Genomic DNA, 18,944 nt, shown 5'->3' with positions numbered 1-18,944 from the left:
AAACAACACTCATCACATGGCATCAACAAACACTAAACCAAAATCAGAAATAGTTTTTCCTGATTTAGACAATATCTATCTCGCAGCCGAACGCCTTGAGGGGGTGGCAACACACACGCCACTCATGCATAATCTCAATCTTTCGGAGCGTTATGAGGCGAATATCTATCTTAAACGAGAAGATTTGCAGGTAGTTCGTTCCTATAAAATTCGAGGAGCATACAATAAGATGGCAACGCTCCCTAAAGACCAACTTGACAAAGGAGTTGTGTGTGCAAGTGCGGGTAACCACGCTCAAGGCTTGGCGTATGCTTGCAGAAAAATGCAGGTAAATGGCACTATTTTTATGCCCACGACTACTCCCGCCCAAAAAATCAAGCAAGTAGGCATGTTTGGTAAAGAGTTTGTGCAAATCGAACTCGTGGGCGATACTTATGACGATGCGTATTTGGCAGCTAAAAAGTATTGTGAAGAGCAAAATGCCACTTTTGTTCACCCATTCGATGATTTGCAAGTTATGGAAGGGCAGGGAACTGTGGGTTTAGAAATTTTTAAAGATTCAAATTTTAAAATAGATTATTTGCTTTTTGCTATCGGTGGCGGAGGTTTGGCTTCGGGGGTATCGACGGTTTTTAAGCAACTTTCACCCAAAACCAAACTTGTTGCCGTAGAGCCACTTGGCTCACCCACAATGAAAACCGCCTTAGAAAAAGGAGAAGTTGTAACGCTTGATGAAATTGATAAATTTGTTGATGGTGCTGCCGTAAAACGTGCAGGAGATTTGACCTTTCAAGTTTGTAAAGCGAATCTTAATCACGAAATTCTATTAATTCCCGAAGGAAAGGTTTGTTCAACTATTTTGCAACTTTATAACGAAGAAGCCATTGTTGCCGAACCCGCAGGAGCATTGTCGGTCGCAGCTTTAGACTTTATAAAAGATGAAATAAAAGGCAAAAATGTAGTCTGTATCATCGGTGGAGGCAATAATGACATCACACGCACCGAAGAAATAAAAGAACGCTCATTGCTTTACGAAGGTCTGAAACATTATTTTATTGTTCGTTTTCCACAGCGTGCGGGAGCTTTCAAAGAGTTTTTAAATGATGTTTTAAGTCCGACTGATAATATTGTATATTTTGAATATTCTAAGAAAACTGCACGTGAGCGAGGCCCAGCTTTGGTGGGTATTGAACTAAAACAAAAGTCTGATTTTCAACCACTTCTCGAACGTATGAAGGCATATAATGTGCAATTTGAATATGTCAATGATAAACCCCAACTATTTGAGTTTTTGATATAGTTTTATAATTTTTCAATTAAAAGGAGGGCTTTCACTATCTTTGCAAAGTGAAAGCCTTTTATTTTGACCAAATGTATCTGATTTTTATACTTTTTTTCCTTTTATTCCTCTGGCAAATCCACAGAAATGCTTCTTTCATTTCCGAAAGCTTAAGTGATTATATCATCAAACTTTTCGTTGGATTGGTTTCATGCGTGATTCCAATTGGTTTTTTATTGTCCGAATTAAATCTAATTAATCAAGCCTTTGCATGGGGCATGGGAGTAAATGTTTTGGCTTTTTTATTTAACATTTTTTTTCGTCAAATATCTGATAATAAAGCCTTTAGTATTTCAATCGCAATTAAAGAATTACGAATAAAATTCATTGATTTTTGGAAATCACAATTAATTATAAGTAAGGTTTCATTCGGAATATTAATAGTTGGTTTAGGAATTACAACCATTATCAACTTAATCATTCTCTTTGCAACTGTACCCAATGAATGGGATAGCATGACTGGGCATTTGGTAAAATGTGCTTATTATCTGCAAAATGGCAACATGAATCGCTTGCAAGGCACAACTTGGACGATTGATTTTTATCCAAATTCGTTACCAACTTTACAAATATTCGGCTATCATGTTTTTGGCGAAAAGGGTTTTAAAGTCATTCATTACATTTGTTATTGGCTTTTTGCTTTGTCGGCCTATGGAATTGCGTTTAAAATCTCTAAGAACTTTACTGCCGCCCTTTTCGTAGGAATAATCTCAGCTTTACTTCCAACGGCTCTGGTTCAAGCGACTACCACCGAATCAGACATTGTTTTATCGGCGTATTTAGGTTGTTTGACATACTTTCTGTTTTCTTTTAAAGAGAACCCTACTAAGCTAAATATATGTCTAATAGCTCTTATATCTGGCATTTGGATTGGTCATAAAGTTACTTTTTTATTGATTGCACCTGCGATTTTAGTCGTTGTGGTTCATACTGTTTTATTCAAAAAAGAATTTTATAAAAATATCAAACTTTTCGTTGTTACCTTTATTATTGCTATCTGCATCTATACTTTGCCAACTGGTTATATTGGAAATGTGCGAGAAGTTGGAAAATTTAGCTTAGGAAGTCTTTCTGCACCGCCAATGGTGATGCAATGGCATGGTGTTGAGCATTATTCAGGAAAAGACAAAATCAAGAATATGTCATTAAATATTGGACGATATTCTTCCGAATTTCTAAATTTTGATGGTCTTAGAAGTTCTCAAATAGGTAAAAAGTTTAATGACGTTTTTCGTAATTTGCCCAATAAAGTTTTTGAAAAACTACAGATTGAAGACCAACGATTCACAGTTGTTTCGTACTTTTCATTTGAACACCCAATCAGGTTTTATCTTGAACGACCTTATTGGGGAATTATTGGTTTTGGAATTGTTTTCCCAATATTCGTATTTTTATTAGTAAAGTTATTGCTGAACTTCAAGAAAATAACATCAATAGAAAAAAGCCTAATGGTGCTAAGTTTAGCCGCAATCTTGCACTTTCTTTCCTTGTGCTATTCTGCACCTTATGACCCAATCAAGGCACGCTATTTTCTTAATATGGCTGTTTGGTGTATGCCGCTTCTTTTAGTTGCAGGTACTTCATTAGTTGGCCAAAAATCTATTTTTACATTAATTCTGTTTACTATTTATGCTTTATTGATAAGTATTTCTGCTATTTGCACGGTTTTATTTGTTCGTATTCATCCTATTTTTCCTGTAAAAAATATATTTAATATGAGTCGAATGGAACAACTCACTGTTGCTCGCCCACATATATATGAAGCCTATAAAAAATTTGATGAAATTGTGCCAAAAAATGCCATCGTAGCACTCGGAACACAACAAGAACACGAAGACTTTGAATACCCGCTTTGGGGAGAATATTTTACAAGAAAATTAATTCCTATTCATCCATTTAGAAGTGCAGTAAAACCAATTCCTGCCGAAGCACAATATTTGTTTTATTCGAAAGGAGTAATTCCTTATCAAGAAGGAGATATTTTATTAAATTCGCCTGATAATCATGCTGATACACCAGTAGAAGAAAGTCAGTTTTTTTTGAGACGTATAAATACCTCTAATCGAAACGTCGCACCGTCCCTAAAAGGGGATTTTAAAAAATGGTAGAGAATTTACAAAATAGAGAAGTAGCAAGCTCCCATTCAGGGCAGTCGAGTCGTCGAACCGCCGATGGGTCGGTTCGTATTGGCATCATGCAACCATACGTTTTCCCATATATTGGCTATTTTCAACTTATCAATGCGGTAGATACATTTGTGGTTTATGATGATGTTTCCTTTATAAACAAAGGTTGGATAAACCGAAATAACGTTTTGCTGGGCGGAAAAGCCTCAATGTTTACAATTCCGTTGATAGGTGCAAGCCAAAATCGCTTGATTCGAGAAATCGAAATAGATAATTTAGCTATTTGGAGCAAAAAATTCTTAAAAACCATTGAACAGTCCTATAAAAAAGCACCTTTTTATCAAGAAGGTTTTGCGATTGTAGAAAGTGTTTTCAACTCTACTTCTGCAAATATTGCTGAATTGACAACCATAAGTCTAAAAGAAACTTGCAAATATTTAAAAATAAACACCGAAATAGTCGAAAGCTCAACTGTTTACAATAACCAAGGTTTAAAAGCACAAAATCGCATTTTAGATATTTGTTTACACGAAAAAGCCGCCCATTATATCAATCCCATTGGTGGAATGGCAATTTATGACAAACAACTTTTTGCCGATAACAAAATCTTACTTAATTTTATCAAATCAAAACCCATTCAGTATAAACAACTCAATCAAGAGTTTGTCCCTTGGCTTTCGATAATTGATATTTTGATGTTTTGTTCGGTAGATGAAATCCAAGAACACTTAAATAAATTTGAATTAGTTTAAAACGCTCTAAATATGGCAAAAGTAGTGGTTTTTGGTACTGAATTAGTCGCAGAATTGGCTCATTATTACTTAACTAATGACTCTGAACATGAAATCGTAGCATTTACGGTAAACAAAGAATACATCAAGGAAGATACATTTTGTAACTTACCCGTTGTGCCTTTTGAGGAAGTTACCGAACTTTTTCCACCTGCAGACTACATGTTCTTTGCCCCTCTTAGTGAGAGAAAAATGAATATGGTTCGAGCCAAAGTTTATGCCGAAATCAAAGAAAAAGGTTATACATTTATTTCTTATATAAGCTCAAAAGCAACTGTGCTAACCGACCAAATTGGTGAAAACTGCTTTATTTTGGAAGATAATACCATTCAGCCATTCGTGAAAATAGGAAACGATGTTGTGCTTTGGAGTGGAAATCATATTGGACATCACAGCGAAATAAAAGATCATGTTTATTTTACTTCACACGTTGTTTTGTCGGGCAGGTGTGTGGTTGGTGAATATTCATTTTTTGGCGTAAATGCAACCATTCGTGATGGTTGTACGCTTGGTGAAGGAACCCTTGTTGCGATGGGAGCAAACGTAACCAAAGCCAAAACCGAACCTTGGAGCATCTGGAAAGGCAATCCTGCTGTAAAATCTGATGTTTCGAGTAAAGATATAAATCTGTAAAAGTATGGTCTTTGATTCGCCAATCAATGATTGCTTAAAATTTGTCAAATCTTAAATTAAAATGCAAACTTTACTTATCAATTAAGAAAATAAAACGAATGAGCGATTTCTTCAAGCAATTAATTTGTCCAAAAACACATACAAAACTTGTTTTGTCGACCGATGGCAAAACCCTTAGCAATACTTCAAGCGAAGAGCCGGTGAGCTACGACGTAAACGACATCGTAGATTTAGTTTATCCAAGAGAACTTTTCGAGCAAGACCGCAAAGAGCAAGTTGCTTATAATGATGCTCATACTCGCTACGACCGTGGTGTTTCATGGGTTTTTGAATCGCTTCATGCCAACGAAGCTGCTACCCGAAAGCAAATGATAAGTTTGCTCAAACTTAAACCTGGCATGAAAGTGTTGGAAGTTGGAGCAGGAACAGGCAAAGATTCAGCATTTATCATTGATAAAATTACGCCAGGCGGGCATGCCGTTTTGTCTGATTTATCGCCAGCGATGTTGGGTCATGCCAAAGAAAAATTTGCTGATAAAAAAGACGTAACTATTGATTACTTCATAGGAAATGGTTCATATTTGCCATTTGAAGATAATGCCTTCGATGCTCTTTTTCATTTTGGAGGAATCAATACTTTTTCCGAAAGAGCAAAAGCATTTGAAGAATTCAATCGTGTTGTAAAAGTTGGTGGTCGTGTTGTAGTTGGCGACGAAAGCGTAGGAGCATGGCTTCGTGACCAAAAAACCTATCAAATCTTGATGGACGCCAATCCAATGTTCACAGATTTAGTGCCGATGCAAGATTTACCAAAAAACATCAAAGATGTAAAACTTCAATGGATTTTTGGTAATGGCTATTATGTGCTTGATTTCAAAAAAACTAAAAAAGCTCCAACGGTAAATGTAAATCTTCAAATTCCAGGGAAAGATTTTAAAGACAATTGGAAAATTAGAGCGGAAAGAAATCGTAAGAAGAAATAAGGTTTCAACAAAATTAAATTTAAAGATTTTTGATGAATAAGTAGAATTAAAATTATTCATTCACTCATTCACTCATTCCACAATGTGGCAAAAGAAAGGACTCGTTTATAAACCAGATGGTAGTTTAGCACATAGTCGTTCGCACGCACAAGTGCCTTATGCGTATAAACACAAAGATTTTTTGAGAGTTTATTTCTCATCAAGAGATGATAATGGATATTCTCGTCCAACATTTATAGATGTAGATTACGACGATCCAACCAAAATTCTCTATATTCATAATACTTTTGTTTTGGATTTAGGTGGGCCTGGCGAATACGACGAAACAGGTGCAATGCCCGCATGGTTTGTTCCACAACCAAATGGCGATATTTGGTTATATTATACTGGTTGGAACAGAACGCATAATTCATATCGCCTTTCGATGGGGCTTTCTGTAAGCACAGATGGTGGCTTGAATTTCAAGAAAATGTTTCGTGGACCCATCATGGACAGGTCTATTCATAATCCTATTTGGGCAGCACAACCTTCAGTAATGTTTATTAATGGACAATGGATGATGTGGTACATTTCGGGACAAAAATGTGAGTATATTAATGGTTATCCAGAGCCATTTTACGATTGTAGAGTTGCCATATCAGACGATGGTATTAACTGGACGCCAACGGGTGATATTGCTTTGCCATTTGATGATTTTCTTCATGCAGTTGGTCGTCCGAGCGTTTTTCATGATGATGGCATTTTCAAGATGTATTATTCTTATCGTCATACGCGTGATTACCGTACCGACCGAAATCAAAGTTATCGAATGGGCTATGCCGAATCGTTAGATGGTTTTAAATGGGAACGAAAAGATGAGTTGGTTGGAATTCATAAATCTGAAAATCCAGCAGATTTAGATTATCAGATGATAAATTATGCCCATTTTTATGAACACAAAGGCAATAAATATTTGTTATACAATGGTAATGGCTTCGGAGCGGCTGGTTTTGGCTATGCTGTTTTAGAAAAATAAAAATTGATACACTGATAAATATCATTATTTAGTGCTGTCTTAGCCCTTAATTTTGCAGTACAATAAAGCAATATTACCATGAAAGAACAATTCAAAAAAGATGGATACATTATTCTGAAAAATTTCTTCTCGAAAGAAGAAATCAGCCGAATTTACACAGAAGCACGAAACCTTTTTGCTCTTCAAATCGAACGAGTTCTGAGTAAAAAAGTTGATATAAATGACAAAGACTCCTTTGAACAAGCAATGTTTGACTTGTTTAATGCAGACTTCGAAACATTTGTTAATACTGGCAAACAAGCTCAACACCTTATTTCATTGCATCATTTAGCTACCGACCCAAAGGTTATTGATGTTTTAAAAACTTTAGGCTACGAATTTCCGATGATTGGTGTGCGTCCTTCGATGCAATTTAATAGCCGTTATTTGTCGAAAGGTGGTAGTCATTGGAAATTGGGTGCTCATCAAGACTGGCGAACAGGTCAAGGCTCATTAGATAGCATTGTCATGTGGTTTCCAATGGTAGATTGTGGCGAGGCACTTGGGTCGTTACAAATTTTGCCAGCAAGCCATAAAGATGGCCTTTTGAAGTCTGATACTTCGGGCTATTTGGGAAGTATTCAAGAGGAATTACCAGAGGAGAGTTTTATTCAAACTGAGTTTGAAGTAGGTGATTTGCTCATTTTTTCTGCCTTTTTAGTTCACCGTTCGGGCGATAATGTTACAAAAAACATTCGTTGGTCTATTCAATTGCGTTACAATAACATGGCCGAACAAACTTTCAAAGAAAGAGGTTTTCCGATGCCCTACATTTATAAACCAGAGGCCGACTTAGTAACACCCAATTTTCCAAAAAAAGAACAGTTGGAAGAGATTTTTGCTTAAAATACTAATTTTTTTAAAGATTAATACGCTTTTCAAGCCAGTCTATCTACCCAAATCTATGGCGTATAGACTGGCTTATTTTTTAAAATATTTTATTAATTCTTTGATTGATAATATTTTTTTTACACAAATGAAAATGATTTTAGACACAGATATTCATATTTTTGTAGAATATTCCTACTTTTACCGACTTCAACCAAAAATACGACAACAATGGAGCACCCAATTATTACAAATGAACCAATTGCTTACGAAAAAATTCCGACTAAGATTTTTAAAGATTCAAAAGAGGCTTCCAATGCAGTTGCTCATGAAATTGCCGAATTGATTCGAGAACGTCAACGACAAAATCGAAGCTGCGTTTTAGGTTTAGCAACTGGTTCTTCGCCCAAAACCGTTTATGCCGAGTTGATTAGAATGCATCGTGAGGAAGGTTTGAGTTTTAAAAATGTCATTTCTTTTAACCTTGATGAGTATTTCCCGATGGAACCCGACTCTTTGCAAAGTTATGTTCGATTTATGAAAGAACAGCTTTTCGACCACGTTGATATTCCGAAAGAAAACTACTTTATTCCCGATGGAACTGTTACTGCAAGCAAAGTAAAAGATTTTAGTGAAGAATATGAAAGAAAAATTGATGCTGTTGGGGGTTTAGATTTTCAATTATTGGGAATTGGAGCAAATGGACATATTGGTTTTAACGAACCTGGTTCATTAATTAATTCTCGCACTCGTCTAATGATGCTCGATCATTCGACACGTGTTGCTGCTGCATCAGATTTTGGCGGAAGTTTGGTAAAAGTTCCAAAAAAAGCCATTACGATGGGCGTTTCAAAGATTTTAAGTGCCAAGAGAGTCGTTTTGTTGGCTTGGGGAGAAAGAAAAGCACCTGTGATTGCTGATGCAGTAGAAGGTCGAGTAACCGAAACAGTACCTGCTTCTTATTTACAAACTCATCCAAATGCGATGTTTGTCATTGATGAAAGAGCTGCCCATGAGCTTACTCGTATGCGAACTCCGTGGGTTGTTGAAGATGTTGATTGGACAAGTAAAATGGTTAAAAAGGCAGTTACAAACTTGGCATTGACCCTCGGAAAACCAATTTTAAAACTAACAAACAAAGATTATAACGATAATGGTTTGAGTGATTTATTGGCTCGTCATGGACAGGCTTATGAAATAAATATTGATATTTTCAACCAATTACAGCATAGTATTTCGGGTTGGCCTGGTGGAAAACCAAATGCCGATGATACCAATCGTCCAGAAAGAGCCTTGCCATCCCAAAAACGAGTAATTATTTTTAGTCCGCACCCCGATGATGATATTATTTCGATGGGAGGAACTTTCCAACGTTTAGTTGACCAAGGTCATGATGTGCATATTGGTTATCAAACTTCAGGAAATATTGCTGTAGCCGATGACGAAGCCATTCGTTTTATTGATTTTGTAGTCGATTTTAACACAAAATTTGGCATAGAAAATAAAGAAACACAAAAATTATTTGCTGATGCACAAGCTTTCTTGAAAAACAAGAAAGATAGTGATGTTGATACCGATGCGGTAAGATATGTAAAAGGTATCATTCGTCGAGGTGAAGCAAAAGCTACTTGTCGATTTGTAGGTATTCCTGAGCAAAATGTACATTTCATGGATATGCCTTTTTATGAAACTGGACGAATTGAGAAAAAAGGTTTGGGTGAAGAAGATATAGTTATTGTTGCCGATTTGATTGAATCTATCAAACCTCATCAAGTTTATGCCGCAGGTGATTTGGCCGACCCTCATGGTACGCATAAGGTTTGTTTGGATGCTATTTTTGCTGCGGTCGAACGCCTAAAACACAAAAACTTTATGAAAGATTGTTGGATTTGGCTCTATCGAGGTGCTTGGGCAGAGTGGGATATTCATGAAATCGAAATGGCAGTTCCGATGTCGCCCGACCAAGTTTTGCAGAAAAGAATGGGTATTTTCAAACATCAATCACAAAAAGATGGTGTGGTGTTTCAAGGGACTGATGCTCGTGAGTTTTGGCAACGTGCCGAAGAGCGTAATCGTGGTACGGCTCAACTCTATAATAAACTTGGCTTGGCAGAATATGAGGCAATGGAAGCGTTTGTGAGGTGGAAGTTTTGAATTAGTTGACAATTATAACACATTTACTATCACTTGTTTATAATGAAAAACAAAATGGTCGCAAGGTAAACCTTGCGACCATTTTTGATGATAAATAATTAAGCATTCACCATTTTTTAAATAGTTTTCACGTCAAACTTAAATTTATCTTTATTCGGCACACATTTGCCTTCTTTGATTGTACACGTTTGACATTCTATCTTCCCTTCAATTACAGGATTAGCTTTCGTGATTTTTATTTTCTGAATAAACTTAGCTTCATGTTCAAAATACTGTACTTTTCCGCCCCAAATCTCATCATACTTTTCTTTAGGTTTTACGGGCGTAAGTTTACCAACGATAATGTAGCTATCATTTTTGGTAAAATTTGCTGTGGTTGGCAAAGGACCTTCTACTTTTAATTGAGAAGAATACATGTACCAATTATCGTCAATTTTTGCAGAAAAAACCAAGTCTATTGTTTCACCAACCTTTGCTGAGGTTTTTGATGGTGTAAATGTCCATTTTGCTGGTTTCAGAATTTGTGCAGATGCCGCAAAAGATGTGACAATAAATAACAAAATGATGTTTTTTTTCATTGATTAAAAAATATTTATTAAAAACCTATTTTGGCTTTTACAGCCTAACTTCTATATTTTCTTCTTCTATTAACGCACAATTATTCATTTTCATATATAACTGCGTTAAAACTACTACATCAGCGGCACAATAGCGTTCAATTTTTGCCTTGTCGTTTTCAATATAATAAACAGCATTTACTTGGTCGCCACTAATATCGGTCTTACTACTTGGAATATTGAAAATTGCTGCCAATAAATCTAATCCTGTATAATGTTTATAGTCGCCAAACTTCCACAAATCAAGTGTGTCGAGATGATTGATTTCCCACGGCTTTTTTCCCGCAAATTGCAAAACCCTAGGTAATCCGATACCATTGACCAGCATTCGGCGGCAAATATAAGCAAAATCAAATTCTTTTCCGTTGTGAGCACACAACATCAAATTACTTCCCGCTTTGTGTTTTTCTATAATTTTTTTAAATTCCTGTAAAACATCTACTTCATTATCTCCGCTAATCATTTTTACACGAAGCGAAGGTTTATTTTCGTCATCAAAAATAATTCCACCAATACCAATGCAGATGATTTTGCCAAATTCGGCATAAATTGCTGCTTTTTTCAAGTAAAAATCGGCATTAGGTAATTCGTCATCATTATGCAAAAAACTGGCTTTTTTGAGCCAAAGCTTTTGTAAACGCTCATCAAGTAGCTCAAAGTCTGGTACTTGCGACACTGTTTCGATATCGATAAAAAGCACATTTTTGAGATGCTTGACGAATGATTCTTCCATGATGTTTTTTTGTATAAATGGCAAAGCTATAAGGAATTGCTTAAAAAGCAAACAATGCAAGCAAGTAAACCCCAATACAAAGGTAAGAGTACAATTAATAAGCCTAAAGTTATAGAATCAAAAAACACGATACCTTTAGTCAGTTTTTTTGAAATAATGCAAGCAATTTTATTGGCTGGAAAGTCAATAATTGAGCTTATATAAAACCATGGACTTTGTAGAAAACTAACCTTCGGGAATGTTCTATCAATAAGTATATTTATTTTTTCTGTCAATACATCATTAAACAATTTCAAGAAAAAACCATCTTCACTTACAGTCTGAAAATCATTTTTTTCAATTGGTTTTCCTATATTCAGATTTATCTTTTTCCCAAAACCAATAATCGTATCATACGAAATTGCGACAGGAATAACGGTCAATTCCATACCATCATACCACGCTTTTTGAGCCAAACGAGCCGTTCCTTTTTTCAATGGCAAAAGTTTGGTTTGATTAACACAAATTCCTTCCGAAAAAATCAAAACGATTTCTCCCTTTTGAAAGAGTTCAATACATCTATTAAATGTATCATCATTATCGCCCAAATGTTCTTTTCCTTCCGAAAGACGATAAACTGGCAACATAAAAAGACTTGAAAGTATCTTTTTTGCCCAGTTTTTCTTGAAAACATCGCCTCTTGCCAATGACCAAACCCGACGGTCAATGGTGCAACCGAGTAAAACTGCATCAAAAAATGAATTGGAGTGGGTAGATGCCAAAATAACAGCACCTGATTTGGGAATATTTTCTAAGCCACTAATAGAAATATGCTTAATACAAAGCTTTAGAATAAAGGTAACAAAAGGACGTAAAGTATAATAAAGCAAAATTTGAGGTGTTTAGGTGGCCGTATTTGGTCATTCAAAAATCCGAAGAAATATTTATCCTTCCAAATAGATTTTGCTTTTTAGCATTTGTTTAACAAAAATTTATAGTTTTCTGCTGAAAAAACTAAACAAAGCCAAATTCTCTTTGGTTTTCATATTGCTCTCCGTAATTTCGTCTTTGTTTTATTACAAAACAATAATGATTCTAAAGATAAAGAGCATGACTAATCTACAAGAAAAAATTACGGCTATTTTTCCCGAAGCTAATCAAATTCCTGAAGCCTATCAGATTCAGCCAATTTACCAAAAAGAATATTTGGTAGGTGGCAAAATTTGTCAATGGGAAGGTGCAACACAAGATGTTTTTTCGCCAATTTATATAAAAGATGGCGATAAGTTTACCAGCAAATTTATTGGTAGTCATCCAATTACTGATGTTGCCGAAGCAATGGAGGCTCTGGAAGCCGCCCTAAAGGCATACGATAATGGCCGAGGCGAATGGCCAACCATGAGTGTTAGTGAGCGAATTGCTTGTATGGAACTGTTTGTCAAGAAAATGCTGGAGAAAAAAACCGAAATCGTAAATTTATTGATGTACGAAATTGGTAAGTCTTTAGCCGATTCTATCAAAGAATTTGACCGAACAATCGAATATATTTATGATACAATAGATTGCTTGAAAGATATTGACCGAAATTCGTCTCGCTTTAAAATTGAGCAAGGAATTATCGGACAAATTCGTCGCTCTCCACTGGGTGTAGTACTTTGTATGGGGCCTTTCAATTATCCATTGAACGAAACTTTCTGTACACTTATTCCAGCCATTTTGATGGGAAATACTATTCTTTTCAAGCCACCAAAACATGGTACTCTTTTGCATTATCCATTATTAAAGGCTTTCCAAGAATGTTTTCCGAAAGGGGTTGTTAATACTATTTATGGTCGTGGAGCAACGGTTGTTCCACCTCTGATGCAGACCGGAAAAATAAATGTATTGGCACTTATTGGCTCAAGCAAAGTTGCCAATGACTTGAAAAAAATGCACCCAAAACTAAATCGCTTGAGAGCTGTTTTGGGTTTAGATGCCAAAAATGCAGCCATTGTCTTGAAAAATGCTGATGTTGAATTGGCAGTGAAAGAATGTATTCTTGGCTCGCTTTCTTTCAATGGACAACGTTGTACCGCAATCAAAATTATTTGGGTACATCGCTCAATTGCCAAGAAATTCTTGAATAGATTTACTGAAGAACTCGAAAAACTAAAATTTGGAATGCCGTGGGAAGCAGGAGTAAATCTTACACCATTGCCCGAACCAAATAAGCCGACTTACTTAGCCGAATGTATTTCAGATGCTAAAGCCAATGGGGCAGAAGTGATAAATGAGGGCGGTGGAACTGTAGTAAACTCATTCTTTTATCCAGCAGTTTTATATCCTGTCAACGAAAAAATGAAGGTTTATAACGAAGAACAATTTGGCCCATTGGTACCTGTTGTGCCTTTTGATGATGTTGAAGAACCTATTCAATACATCATAAATTCTTCTCACGGACAACAAATAAGCATTTTTGGCACAAATCCTGACCAAATTGCACATTTGATAGACCCATTAGTCAATCAGGTAAGTCGAGTGAATATCAATGCACAATGCCAACGTGGACCCGATACTTTTCCATTTACAGGCAGAAAAGATTCGGCAGAAGGAACGCTTTCGGTAGAAGATGCTTTGCGTGCTTTTTCAATCAGAACGGTGGTGGCAACGAAAGATACCGAAGCCAACAAAAAGATTTTTAATGAGATTGTTGAAGAGCATAGTTCGCATTTTCTTTCAACCAAATATATCTTCTAAAAAAAGTCCTCGTTAGCCAACGAGGACTTTTTTATTAAATTTATCGGAAACAGAGAATATTTTTTTAATTTTGATTGTGTTTTCTCTATAAAATTACGTTTTGTAGAAAACACCTCCAAAAACCTAATTAATACCTCGATGAAGACTTTTTCAAAAATAATATTTTGTGTGTGTTTTACATCTCTTTTTTTTGCTTGTAAACGGTCAATTACACCAGTAAAAAATACTACCAATGCAATGGGCGATTATGACGAAGACCTCTCGGCGGTTAGAGTTCAATATGATACCAAGCCAACTACAGAAATAAGCGACAAGAAAGTCATAAAAGAAAAATCAACATCATCAGGAATGACGAAACTTCCAAAGCAGGTAAATAATGAAGTTGATATAGCACTTGATTCTATTTCTGTTCATAATAAAACTGTCCGTTATTCATCTGGTTATCGTATCCAAGTTTTTGTTGGCAACGACCGCAAGGAGGTAGACGAAGCAAAGTCTTACATTTACCAAAATTTTCCAGAATTAAGCACCTATCTTACATTTAGTCAACCTACTTATAAGTTAAAGGCTGGGGATTTTACATCTCGATTAGATGCCGAAAGGTACTATTCTTCTATAAGACAGCGATATTCAATGGCAATGATTATTTCCGAAAAAATAGATATTCGGAAAAGTATGCAGATGAAATAAAGCAAATTTTGAATGACTGTTCAAAATCAATAATTGACTATTCAAACAACAATCATGAAAATATACTTGGAAACAACATATTTCAATCTATATCAAGACCAACGTTAGTTGGAGTAGAAGATGTTAATGGTAATGTTTGTTTTAGAATTACTGGGAAATATTTGGCTGAGGGTTCTGTTGATATTTGGATTACAAAAAAAGATTTTTTGATATATAAAATTGAAATTGATAATAAGGTTTCAGATTTTAGAGTAAAAAGTACATACCAGTTTTTTCCCTATCATATAAAGGGATTTAATAGCAATTTGTTTGAATTTAAACCAAATCGTAAGGTTAAACTTTAAATGTAAACAAGCACATTACCAAAAAAACCAATAATGGCAAGCTGATTATCGTAGAAAAACTGATAATTGTATACTAATAAATAAATATGATAGCTTACGTTTTCCCTGGACAAGGGGCTCAATTTAGTGGAATGGGCAAAAATCTTTACGATAGTTCAGATTCAGCTCGCCAAATGTTCGATAAAGCCAATGAGATTTTGGGTTTCGAGATTACAAAAATAATGTTTGAAGGTACTGACGAGGCACTCAAACAAACCAATGTTACACAACCAGCTATTTTTCTGCATTCGGTCATTTTAGCTTCTACTATAGAAGACTTTAAACCCGATATGGTTGCAGGGCATTCTTTGGGAGAATTCTCCGCTTTAGTTACTGCTGGTGCATTATCTTTTGAAGATGGCCTAAAACTGGTTTCTCAACGTGCCGATGCCATGCAACGTGCCTGTGAAATAAACCCTTCGACAATGGCTGCGATTTTGAATCTTGAAGATAAAGTTGTAGAAGATATTTGTGCTGCTATTGATGGCGTTGTGGTTGCTGCAAACTATAATTGCCCCGGTCAATTAGTAATTTCTGGAAGCATTGAGGCTGTAACTGAAGCTTGTGAGCAATTGAAAGCCGCAGGAGCAAAAAGAGCATTGATTTTACCAGTGGGCGGTGCATTTCACTCCCCTTTGATGGAACCTGCTCGTGAAGAGTTGGCACAAGCCATTGCCAATACAAAATTTTCAACACCAATTTGCCCGATTTACCAAAATGTAAATGCTCAACCTTCGAGCGATGTGGAAAGCATCAAAGCTAATTTAATAGCTCAATTAACTGCTCCAGTTCGTTGGACACAATCGGTGCAAAACATGGTTGCAGATGGTGCAACAAAATTTGTAGAATGTGGGCCAGGAAAAGTTTTACAAGGTTTAATTAAGAAAATTGCTCCGCCTGAAATAGAAACGGCGGAAGTTTAATATACTCGTTTAAACCTGCAAGGTTTGCGATTCGTCGCATCGTTCAAAACCTTGCAGGTTTTACCTACCTACCCTAAAATCTTTTGAATTGCCGCTTGTGCCAATTGAGCAATTTCGTCAGCATTTTTGCCTTTGGGCTCAATTCCTTCAAGCACAGTCCAAGAAAGTGTTGAGAAAGAAACCAAAGGAAAAAGCCCTTTGTTTGGATCGAATAAATTATTTCCTTGAATAGCTATCGGAACAATAAGTGCATCAGGTGCTTTTTTGATTAGTGCCGCAATTCCTCCTGCAACAAATGGCTTCATTATACCCGAACGAGAGCGTGTACCTTCAGGAAAAATGACAGCCGAACAATTATTGTCTTGAATATATTTACTCAATTTTAATATTTCTCCAACCGCTTGTTTACCATCTTTTCGGTCAATAAGTGCCGCATGACTTTTACGTAAATTATATGAAATGCTCGGAACCCCATTAGCTAATTCCTTTTTAGAAACAAAAATTGGATGATACTTACGTAAAAACCAATAAATTGCGGGAATGTCGAAGGTACTCTGATGATTGGAAATAAATATTATTGGCCGATTTGTTGGAAGAGCAAACATTTGTCGAAAATTTATTGTTGTACCAGTAAGATACCAACCATAAGTAATCATAAAATTAAGGGAAAAAACGACCTTTTGTTGAGCTTTTTCACCAAAAATGGTAAATGCTATAACTTGTATCACATGAAATACAACTAATAATAGTCCAAAATAGACTAAATATACGCTACTAAGAATATAGTCAAGAATCTTTTTCACAAGGTATTATTTTTTATGCAAAAATAGTTAAAAACTACTCAATTGTCATAAAAAATCTATAATTCTACTTTTTTTACCTAAATAAGAATTATCTTGCGATGTATTTTGAAACAAATAATCATTAAAAAATACCATCATGGAATTATCCAATTTGAGATTAGAGGTGATGAAGTTTGTTGGCGAAAAAATTGACACTTTCGTTGATGAATTTTTAAGACCTATCGAAACTAACTGGCAACCATCTGACTTCTTGCCAGATTCAACCAATGACAATTTTTTAAATGAGGTTCGTGAACTTCAACAAACAGCCAAAGAACTCCCTTATGATTATATTGCTGTGTTGATTGGCGATACAATTACCGAGGAAGCTCTTCCAACTTATGAGTCGTGGCTGATTGAGGTAATAGGCGTTGACCAAGTTAATGAACCAAACGGCTGGGCAAAATGGGTGAGAGGATGGACTGCCGAAGAGAATCGTCATGGCGATTTACTCAATAAATTTTTGTATTTGTCTGGGCGTGTAAACATGCGACAAATGGAAGTATCGACACAGTACCTCATTGCCGATGGTTTTGATATCGGTACCGGGCGAGATCCTTATCGTAACTTTATCTATACGTCTTTTCAGGAGTTGGCAACTAATGTTTCGCACCGAAATACTGCAAAATTATCGAAAGAATTTGGAAATGTGCCTTTGGCAAAAATTTGTGGTGTAATTGCAGCCGATGAAATGCGTCATGCACGAGCCTATAAAACATTTGTAAGCCATATTCTTGAAATTGACCCTTCGGAAATGATGATCGCATTTGAAGATATGATGAGGAAAAAAATCGTTATGCCTGCACACTTCTTGCGTGAATCTGGCGTGAAAATGGGACAAACATTTTCTCATTTTTCTGATGCAGCTCAGCGTTTGGGCGTTTATACTACCAACGACTACATCGAAATCATGGAATCGTTATTGAAAGATTGGAAAATTGATGGCGTTCAGAACTTAAATGATGCTGGAGAAAAAGCAAGAGATTATTTGATGGCTTTACCAAATCGCTTAAAACGAGTTGCTGAAAGAACTAAAATTCCTACATTGGAATATCAGTTTAGCTGGATTTCGTAAGGTAAAATATTGAAAATTGTTTTACAAAAAAGAGTAGTAATCGCCAAAAATGGCAGTTGCTACTCTTTTTCTGTTGGAAACAAACCAAAATAAATAATTGATAATCAAGCACATAAGTATGTTCTTTTTTAAAAGTCCGCCTTTTTTATTATTCTATTTATTTTTAAACTTTGATTTCACTAACTTGCTATATCTTTATTTTTTAACCTTATAAAAAACCATGATAATCAACAGAAGAACATTTCTACAACAATCGGCATCGTTGGCGGCTTTGGCATTTATCACTACCGATTTGGAAGCCAAAGGTACACTCAAAAAATTTGGCTGTCAGTTATACAGCATTCGTGATGTACTTCCAAAAAACCCGAAAGAGTATATGAAGCAATTGGCAGATATGGGTTATAAATATTTTGAAAGCTACTCTAAAGACCCTCTTTGGGGAATGACACCAAAAGAATCGAAGAGCTATTTGAGCGATATTGGCGTAAAAATGGTAAGCACACATCTCGGGCTGGGCGATACCAACGAAGCAATGATAGCCAAATGTGCTGAAGCGGGTTTGAGTTATGTAATATGCCCTGCAATTGGAATGCAGCCTTCGGCAGATGCTTGGAAACAAAAAGCTGAGGCGTTTACTAAAAATGGAGAAATTTGTAAAAAACATGGTTTAAAATATGGATATCACAATCATTCTTATTCTTTTCAAAATGCCAATGGTGTAAAAGGACAGAAGATTTTACTCGAAAACACTGACCCTTCGTTGGTTTGCTTCGAGTTGGATATGTGTTGGAGCGAAGCAGCTGGCGAAAATAGTATTGAGCATTTGAAACAATATGGCAATCGTTACGAACTTTGCCATATTAAACAGCTCGAAACAAAAGACCCAAAACCAAAGCAAACCGACCTTGCTGTTGGAATAATTGACTATAAAATACTACTCAGAGCAGCCAAAGATAGCGGAATTAAATACTTTTTGGTGGAGCAAGAACAATATCCTATCGGACCAATTGAAAGTATGGCTAGCGATGCGGTTTATTTGAAAGGATTGAAATTTTAAT

Annotated in this window: 18 protein-coding genes; 14 read left to right on the top strand and 4 right to left on the bottom strand. The window is 35.8% G+C overall.

Features of this window, described 5'->3' with window-relative positions:
- The first annotated feature begins 16 nt into the window (after positions 1-16).
- From ilvA to nagB, 8 genes are all read left to right on the top strand, one after another.
- A complete protein-coding gene (ilvA, locus tag ACH2CJ_RS17525; protein ID WP_394994597.1) occupies positions 17-1,300 on the top strand; it encodes a threonine ammonia-lyase in 1,284 nt (427 codons plus the stop codon).
- A gap of 47 nt (positions 1,301-1,347) precedes the next feature.
- On the top strand, positions 1,348-3,447 hold the full coding sequence (locus ACH2CJ_RS17520; protein ID WP_394994595.1) for a hypothetical protein: 2,100 nt from the start codon (positions 1,348-1,350) through the stop codon (positions 3,445-3,447).
- Positions 3,441-4,217 carry a WbqC family protein gene (locus ACH2CJ_RS17515; RefSeq protein WP_394994593.1) on the top strand — a complete coding sequence of 259 codons (777 nt, stop codon included), beginning with the start codon at positions 3,441-3,443 and terminating at the stop codon, positions 4,215-4,217. The genes ACH2CJ_RS17520 and ACH2CJ_RS17515 overlap by 7 nt, the downstream gene beginning before the upstream one ends.
- Before the next feature lie 12 nt (positions 4,218-4,229).
- On the top strand, positions 4,230-4,889 hold the full coding sequence (locus tag ACH2CJ_RS17510) for an acetyltransferase (RefSeq protein ID WP_394994590.1): 660 nt from the start codon (positions 4,230-4,232) through the stop codon (positions 4,887-4,889).
- A gap of 98 nt (positions 4,890-4,987) precedes the next feature.
- Positions 4,988-5,872 carry a class I SAM-dependent methyltransferase gene (locus ACH2CJ_RS17505; RefSeq protein WP_394994588.1) on the top strand — a complete coding sequence of 295 codons (885 nt, stop codon included), beginning with the start codon at positions 4,988-4,990 and terminating at the stop codon, positions 5,870-5,872.
- An 82-nt stretch (positions 5,873-5,954) separates the two neighbouring features.
- Positions 5,955-6,887, top strand: a complete 933-nt coding sequence (locus ACH2CJ_RS17500; protein WP_394994585.1) for a hypothetical protein — start codon at positions 5,955-5,957, stop codon at positions 6,885-6,887.
- Between the two features lie 78 nt (positions 6,888-6,965).
- Positions 6,966-7,772, top strand: a complete 807-nt coding sequence (locus ACH2CJ_RS17495; RefSeq protein WP_394994582.1) for a phytanoyl-CoA dioxygenase family protein — start codon at positions 6,966-6,968, stop codon at positions 7,770-7,772.
- A 213-nt stretch (positions 7,773-7,985) separates the two neighbouring features.
- Positions 7,986-9,908 (top strand): glucosamine-6-phosphate deaminase, encoded by a 1,923-nt coding sequence (nagB, locus tag ACH2CJ_RS17490; RefSeq protein WP_394994579.1) that lies wholly within the window; start codon positions 7,986-7,988, stop codon positions 9,906-9,908.
- 116 nt (positions 9,909-10,024) lie between these two features.
- Here the strand turns inward: nagB and ACH2CJ_RS17485 are convergent, their stop codons facing one another.
- The 3 genes from ACH2CJ_RS17485 to ACH2CJ_RS17475 are packed head-to-tail and all read right to left on the bottom strand — an operon-like array spanning position 10,025 to position 12,127.
- A complete protein-coding gene (locus tag ACH2CJ_RS17485; RefSeq protein ID WP_394994576.1) occupies positions 10,025-10,486 on the bottom strand; it encodes a protein-disulfide reductase DsbD domain-containing protein in 462 nt (153 codons plus the stop codon).
- Positions 10,487-10,523: 37 nt separating this feature from the next.
- Positions 10,524-11,258, bottom strand: coding sequence for a ribonuclease H-like domain-containing protein (locus tag ACH2CJ_RS17480; protein WP_394994574.1), 735 nt, complete (start codon positions 11,256-11,258; stop codon positions 10,524-10,526).
- A 26-nt stretch (positions 11,259-11,284) separates the two neighbouring features.
- The gene (locus ACH2CJ_RS17475; protein WP_394994572.1) at positions 11,285-12,127 is read right to left on the bottom strand and encodes a 1-acyl-sn-glycerol-3-phosphate acyltransferase; all 843 of its coding nucleotides are present in this window, start codon (positions 12,125-12,127) and stop codon (positions 11,285-11,287) included.
- 220 nt (positions 12,128-12,347) lie between these two features.
- Here ACH2CJ_RS17475 and ACH2CJ_RS17470 point away from each other — a divergent pair, with 220 nt between their 5' ends.
- The 4 genes from ACH2CJ_RS17470 (at position 12,348) to fabD (ending at position 15,969) form a co-directional block, all read left to right on the top strand.
- Complete coding sequence (locus ACH2CJ_RS17470) at positions 12,348-13,973, top strand: NADP-dependent glyceraldehyde-3-phosphate dehydrogenase (protein ID WP_394994569.1); 1,626 nt, start codon at positions 12,348-12,350, stop codon at positions 13,971-13,973.
- A 138-nt stretch (positions 13,974-14,111) separates the two neighbouring features.
- Entirely contained in the window at positions 14,112-14,663 is a 552-nt protein-coding gene (locus tag ACH2CJ_RS17465) for an SPOR domain-containing protein (RefSeq protein WP_394994567.1), read from the top strand.
- An 8-nt stretch (positions 14,664-14,671) separates the two neighbouring features.
- Complete coding sequence (locus ACH2CJ_RS17460; RefSeq protein WP_394994564.1) at positions 14,672-15,007, top strand: hypothetical protein; 336 nt, start codon at positions 14,672-14,674, stop codon at positions 15,005-15,007.
- An 86-nt stretch (positions 15,008-15,093) separates the two neighbouring features.
- Positions 15,094-15,969, top strand: coding sequence for an ACP S-malonyltransferase (fabD, locus tag ACH2CJ_RS17455; RefSeq protein ID WP_394994561.1), 876 nt, complete (start codon positions 15,094-15,096; stop codon positions 15,967-15,969).
- A gap of 68 nt (positions 15,970-16,037) precedes the next feature.
- Here the strand turns inward: fabD and ACH2CJ_RS17450 are convergent, their stop codons facing one another.
- Positions 16,038-16,772 (bottom strand): lysophospholipid acyltransferase family protein, encoded by a 735-nt coding sequence (locus ACH2CJ_RS17450; RefSeq protein ID WP_394994559.1) that lies wholly within the window; start codon positions 16,770-16,772, stop codon positions 16,038-16,040.
- A gap of 136 nt (positions 16,773-16,908) precedes the next feature.
- On the opposite strand from ACH2CJ_RS17450, the gene ACH2CJ_RS17445 reads away from it, so the two are divergent.
- Together ACH2CJ_RS17445 and ACH2CJ_RS17440 are read left to right on the top strand one after the other, a co-directional pair.
- Positions 16,909-17,886: an acyl-ACP desaturase gene (locus ACH2CJ_RS17445; protein ID WP_394994556.1), complete on the top strand. Its 978-nt coding sequence runs from the start codon at positions 16,909-16,911 to the stop codon at positions 17,884-17,886.
- A 220-nt stretch (positions 17,887-18,106) separates the two neighbouring features.
- Positions 18,107-18,943 (top strand): sugar phosphate isomerase/epimerase family protein, encoded by an 837-nt coding sequence (locus ACH2CJ_RS17440; protein ID WP_394994553.1) that lies wholly within the window; start codon positions 18,107-18,109, stop codon positions 18,941-18,943.
- Position 18,944: the final 1 nt, after the last annotated feature.

It is taken from the genome of Emticicia sp. (assembly GCF_043780375.1).
Classification (GTDB): Bacteria; Bacteroidota; Bacteroidia; order Cytophagales; family Spirosomataceae; genus Emticicia.
The sequence above is the reverse complement of the archived record's forward strand: the minus strand, read 5'-3'. Positions and strand labels throughout refer to the sequence as shown.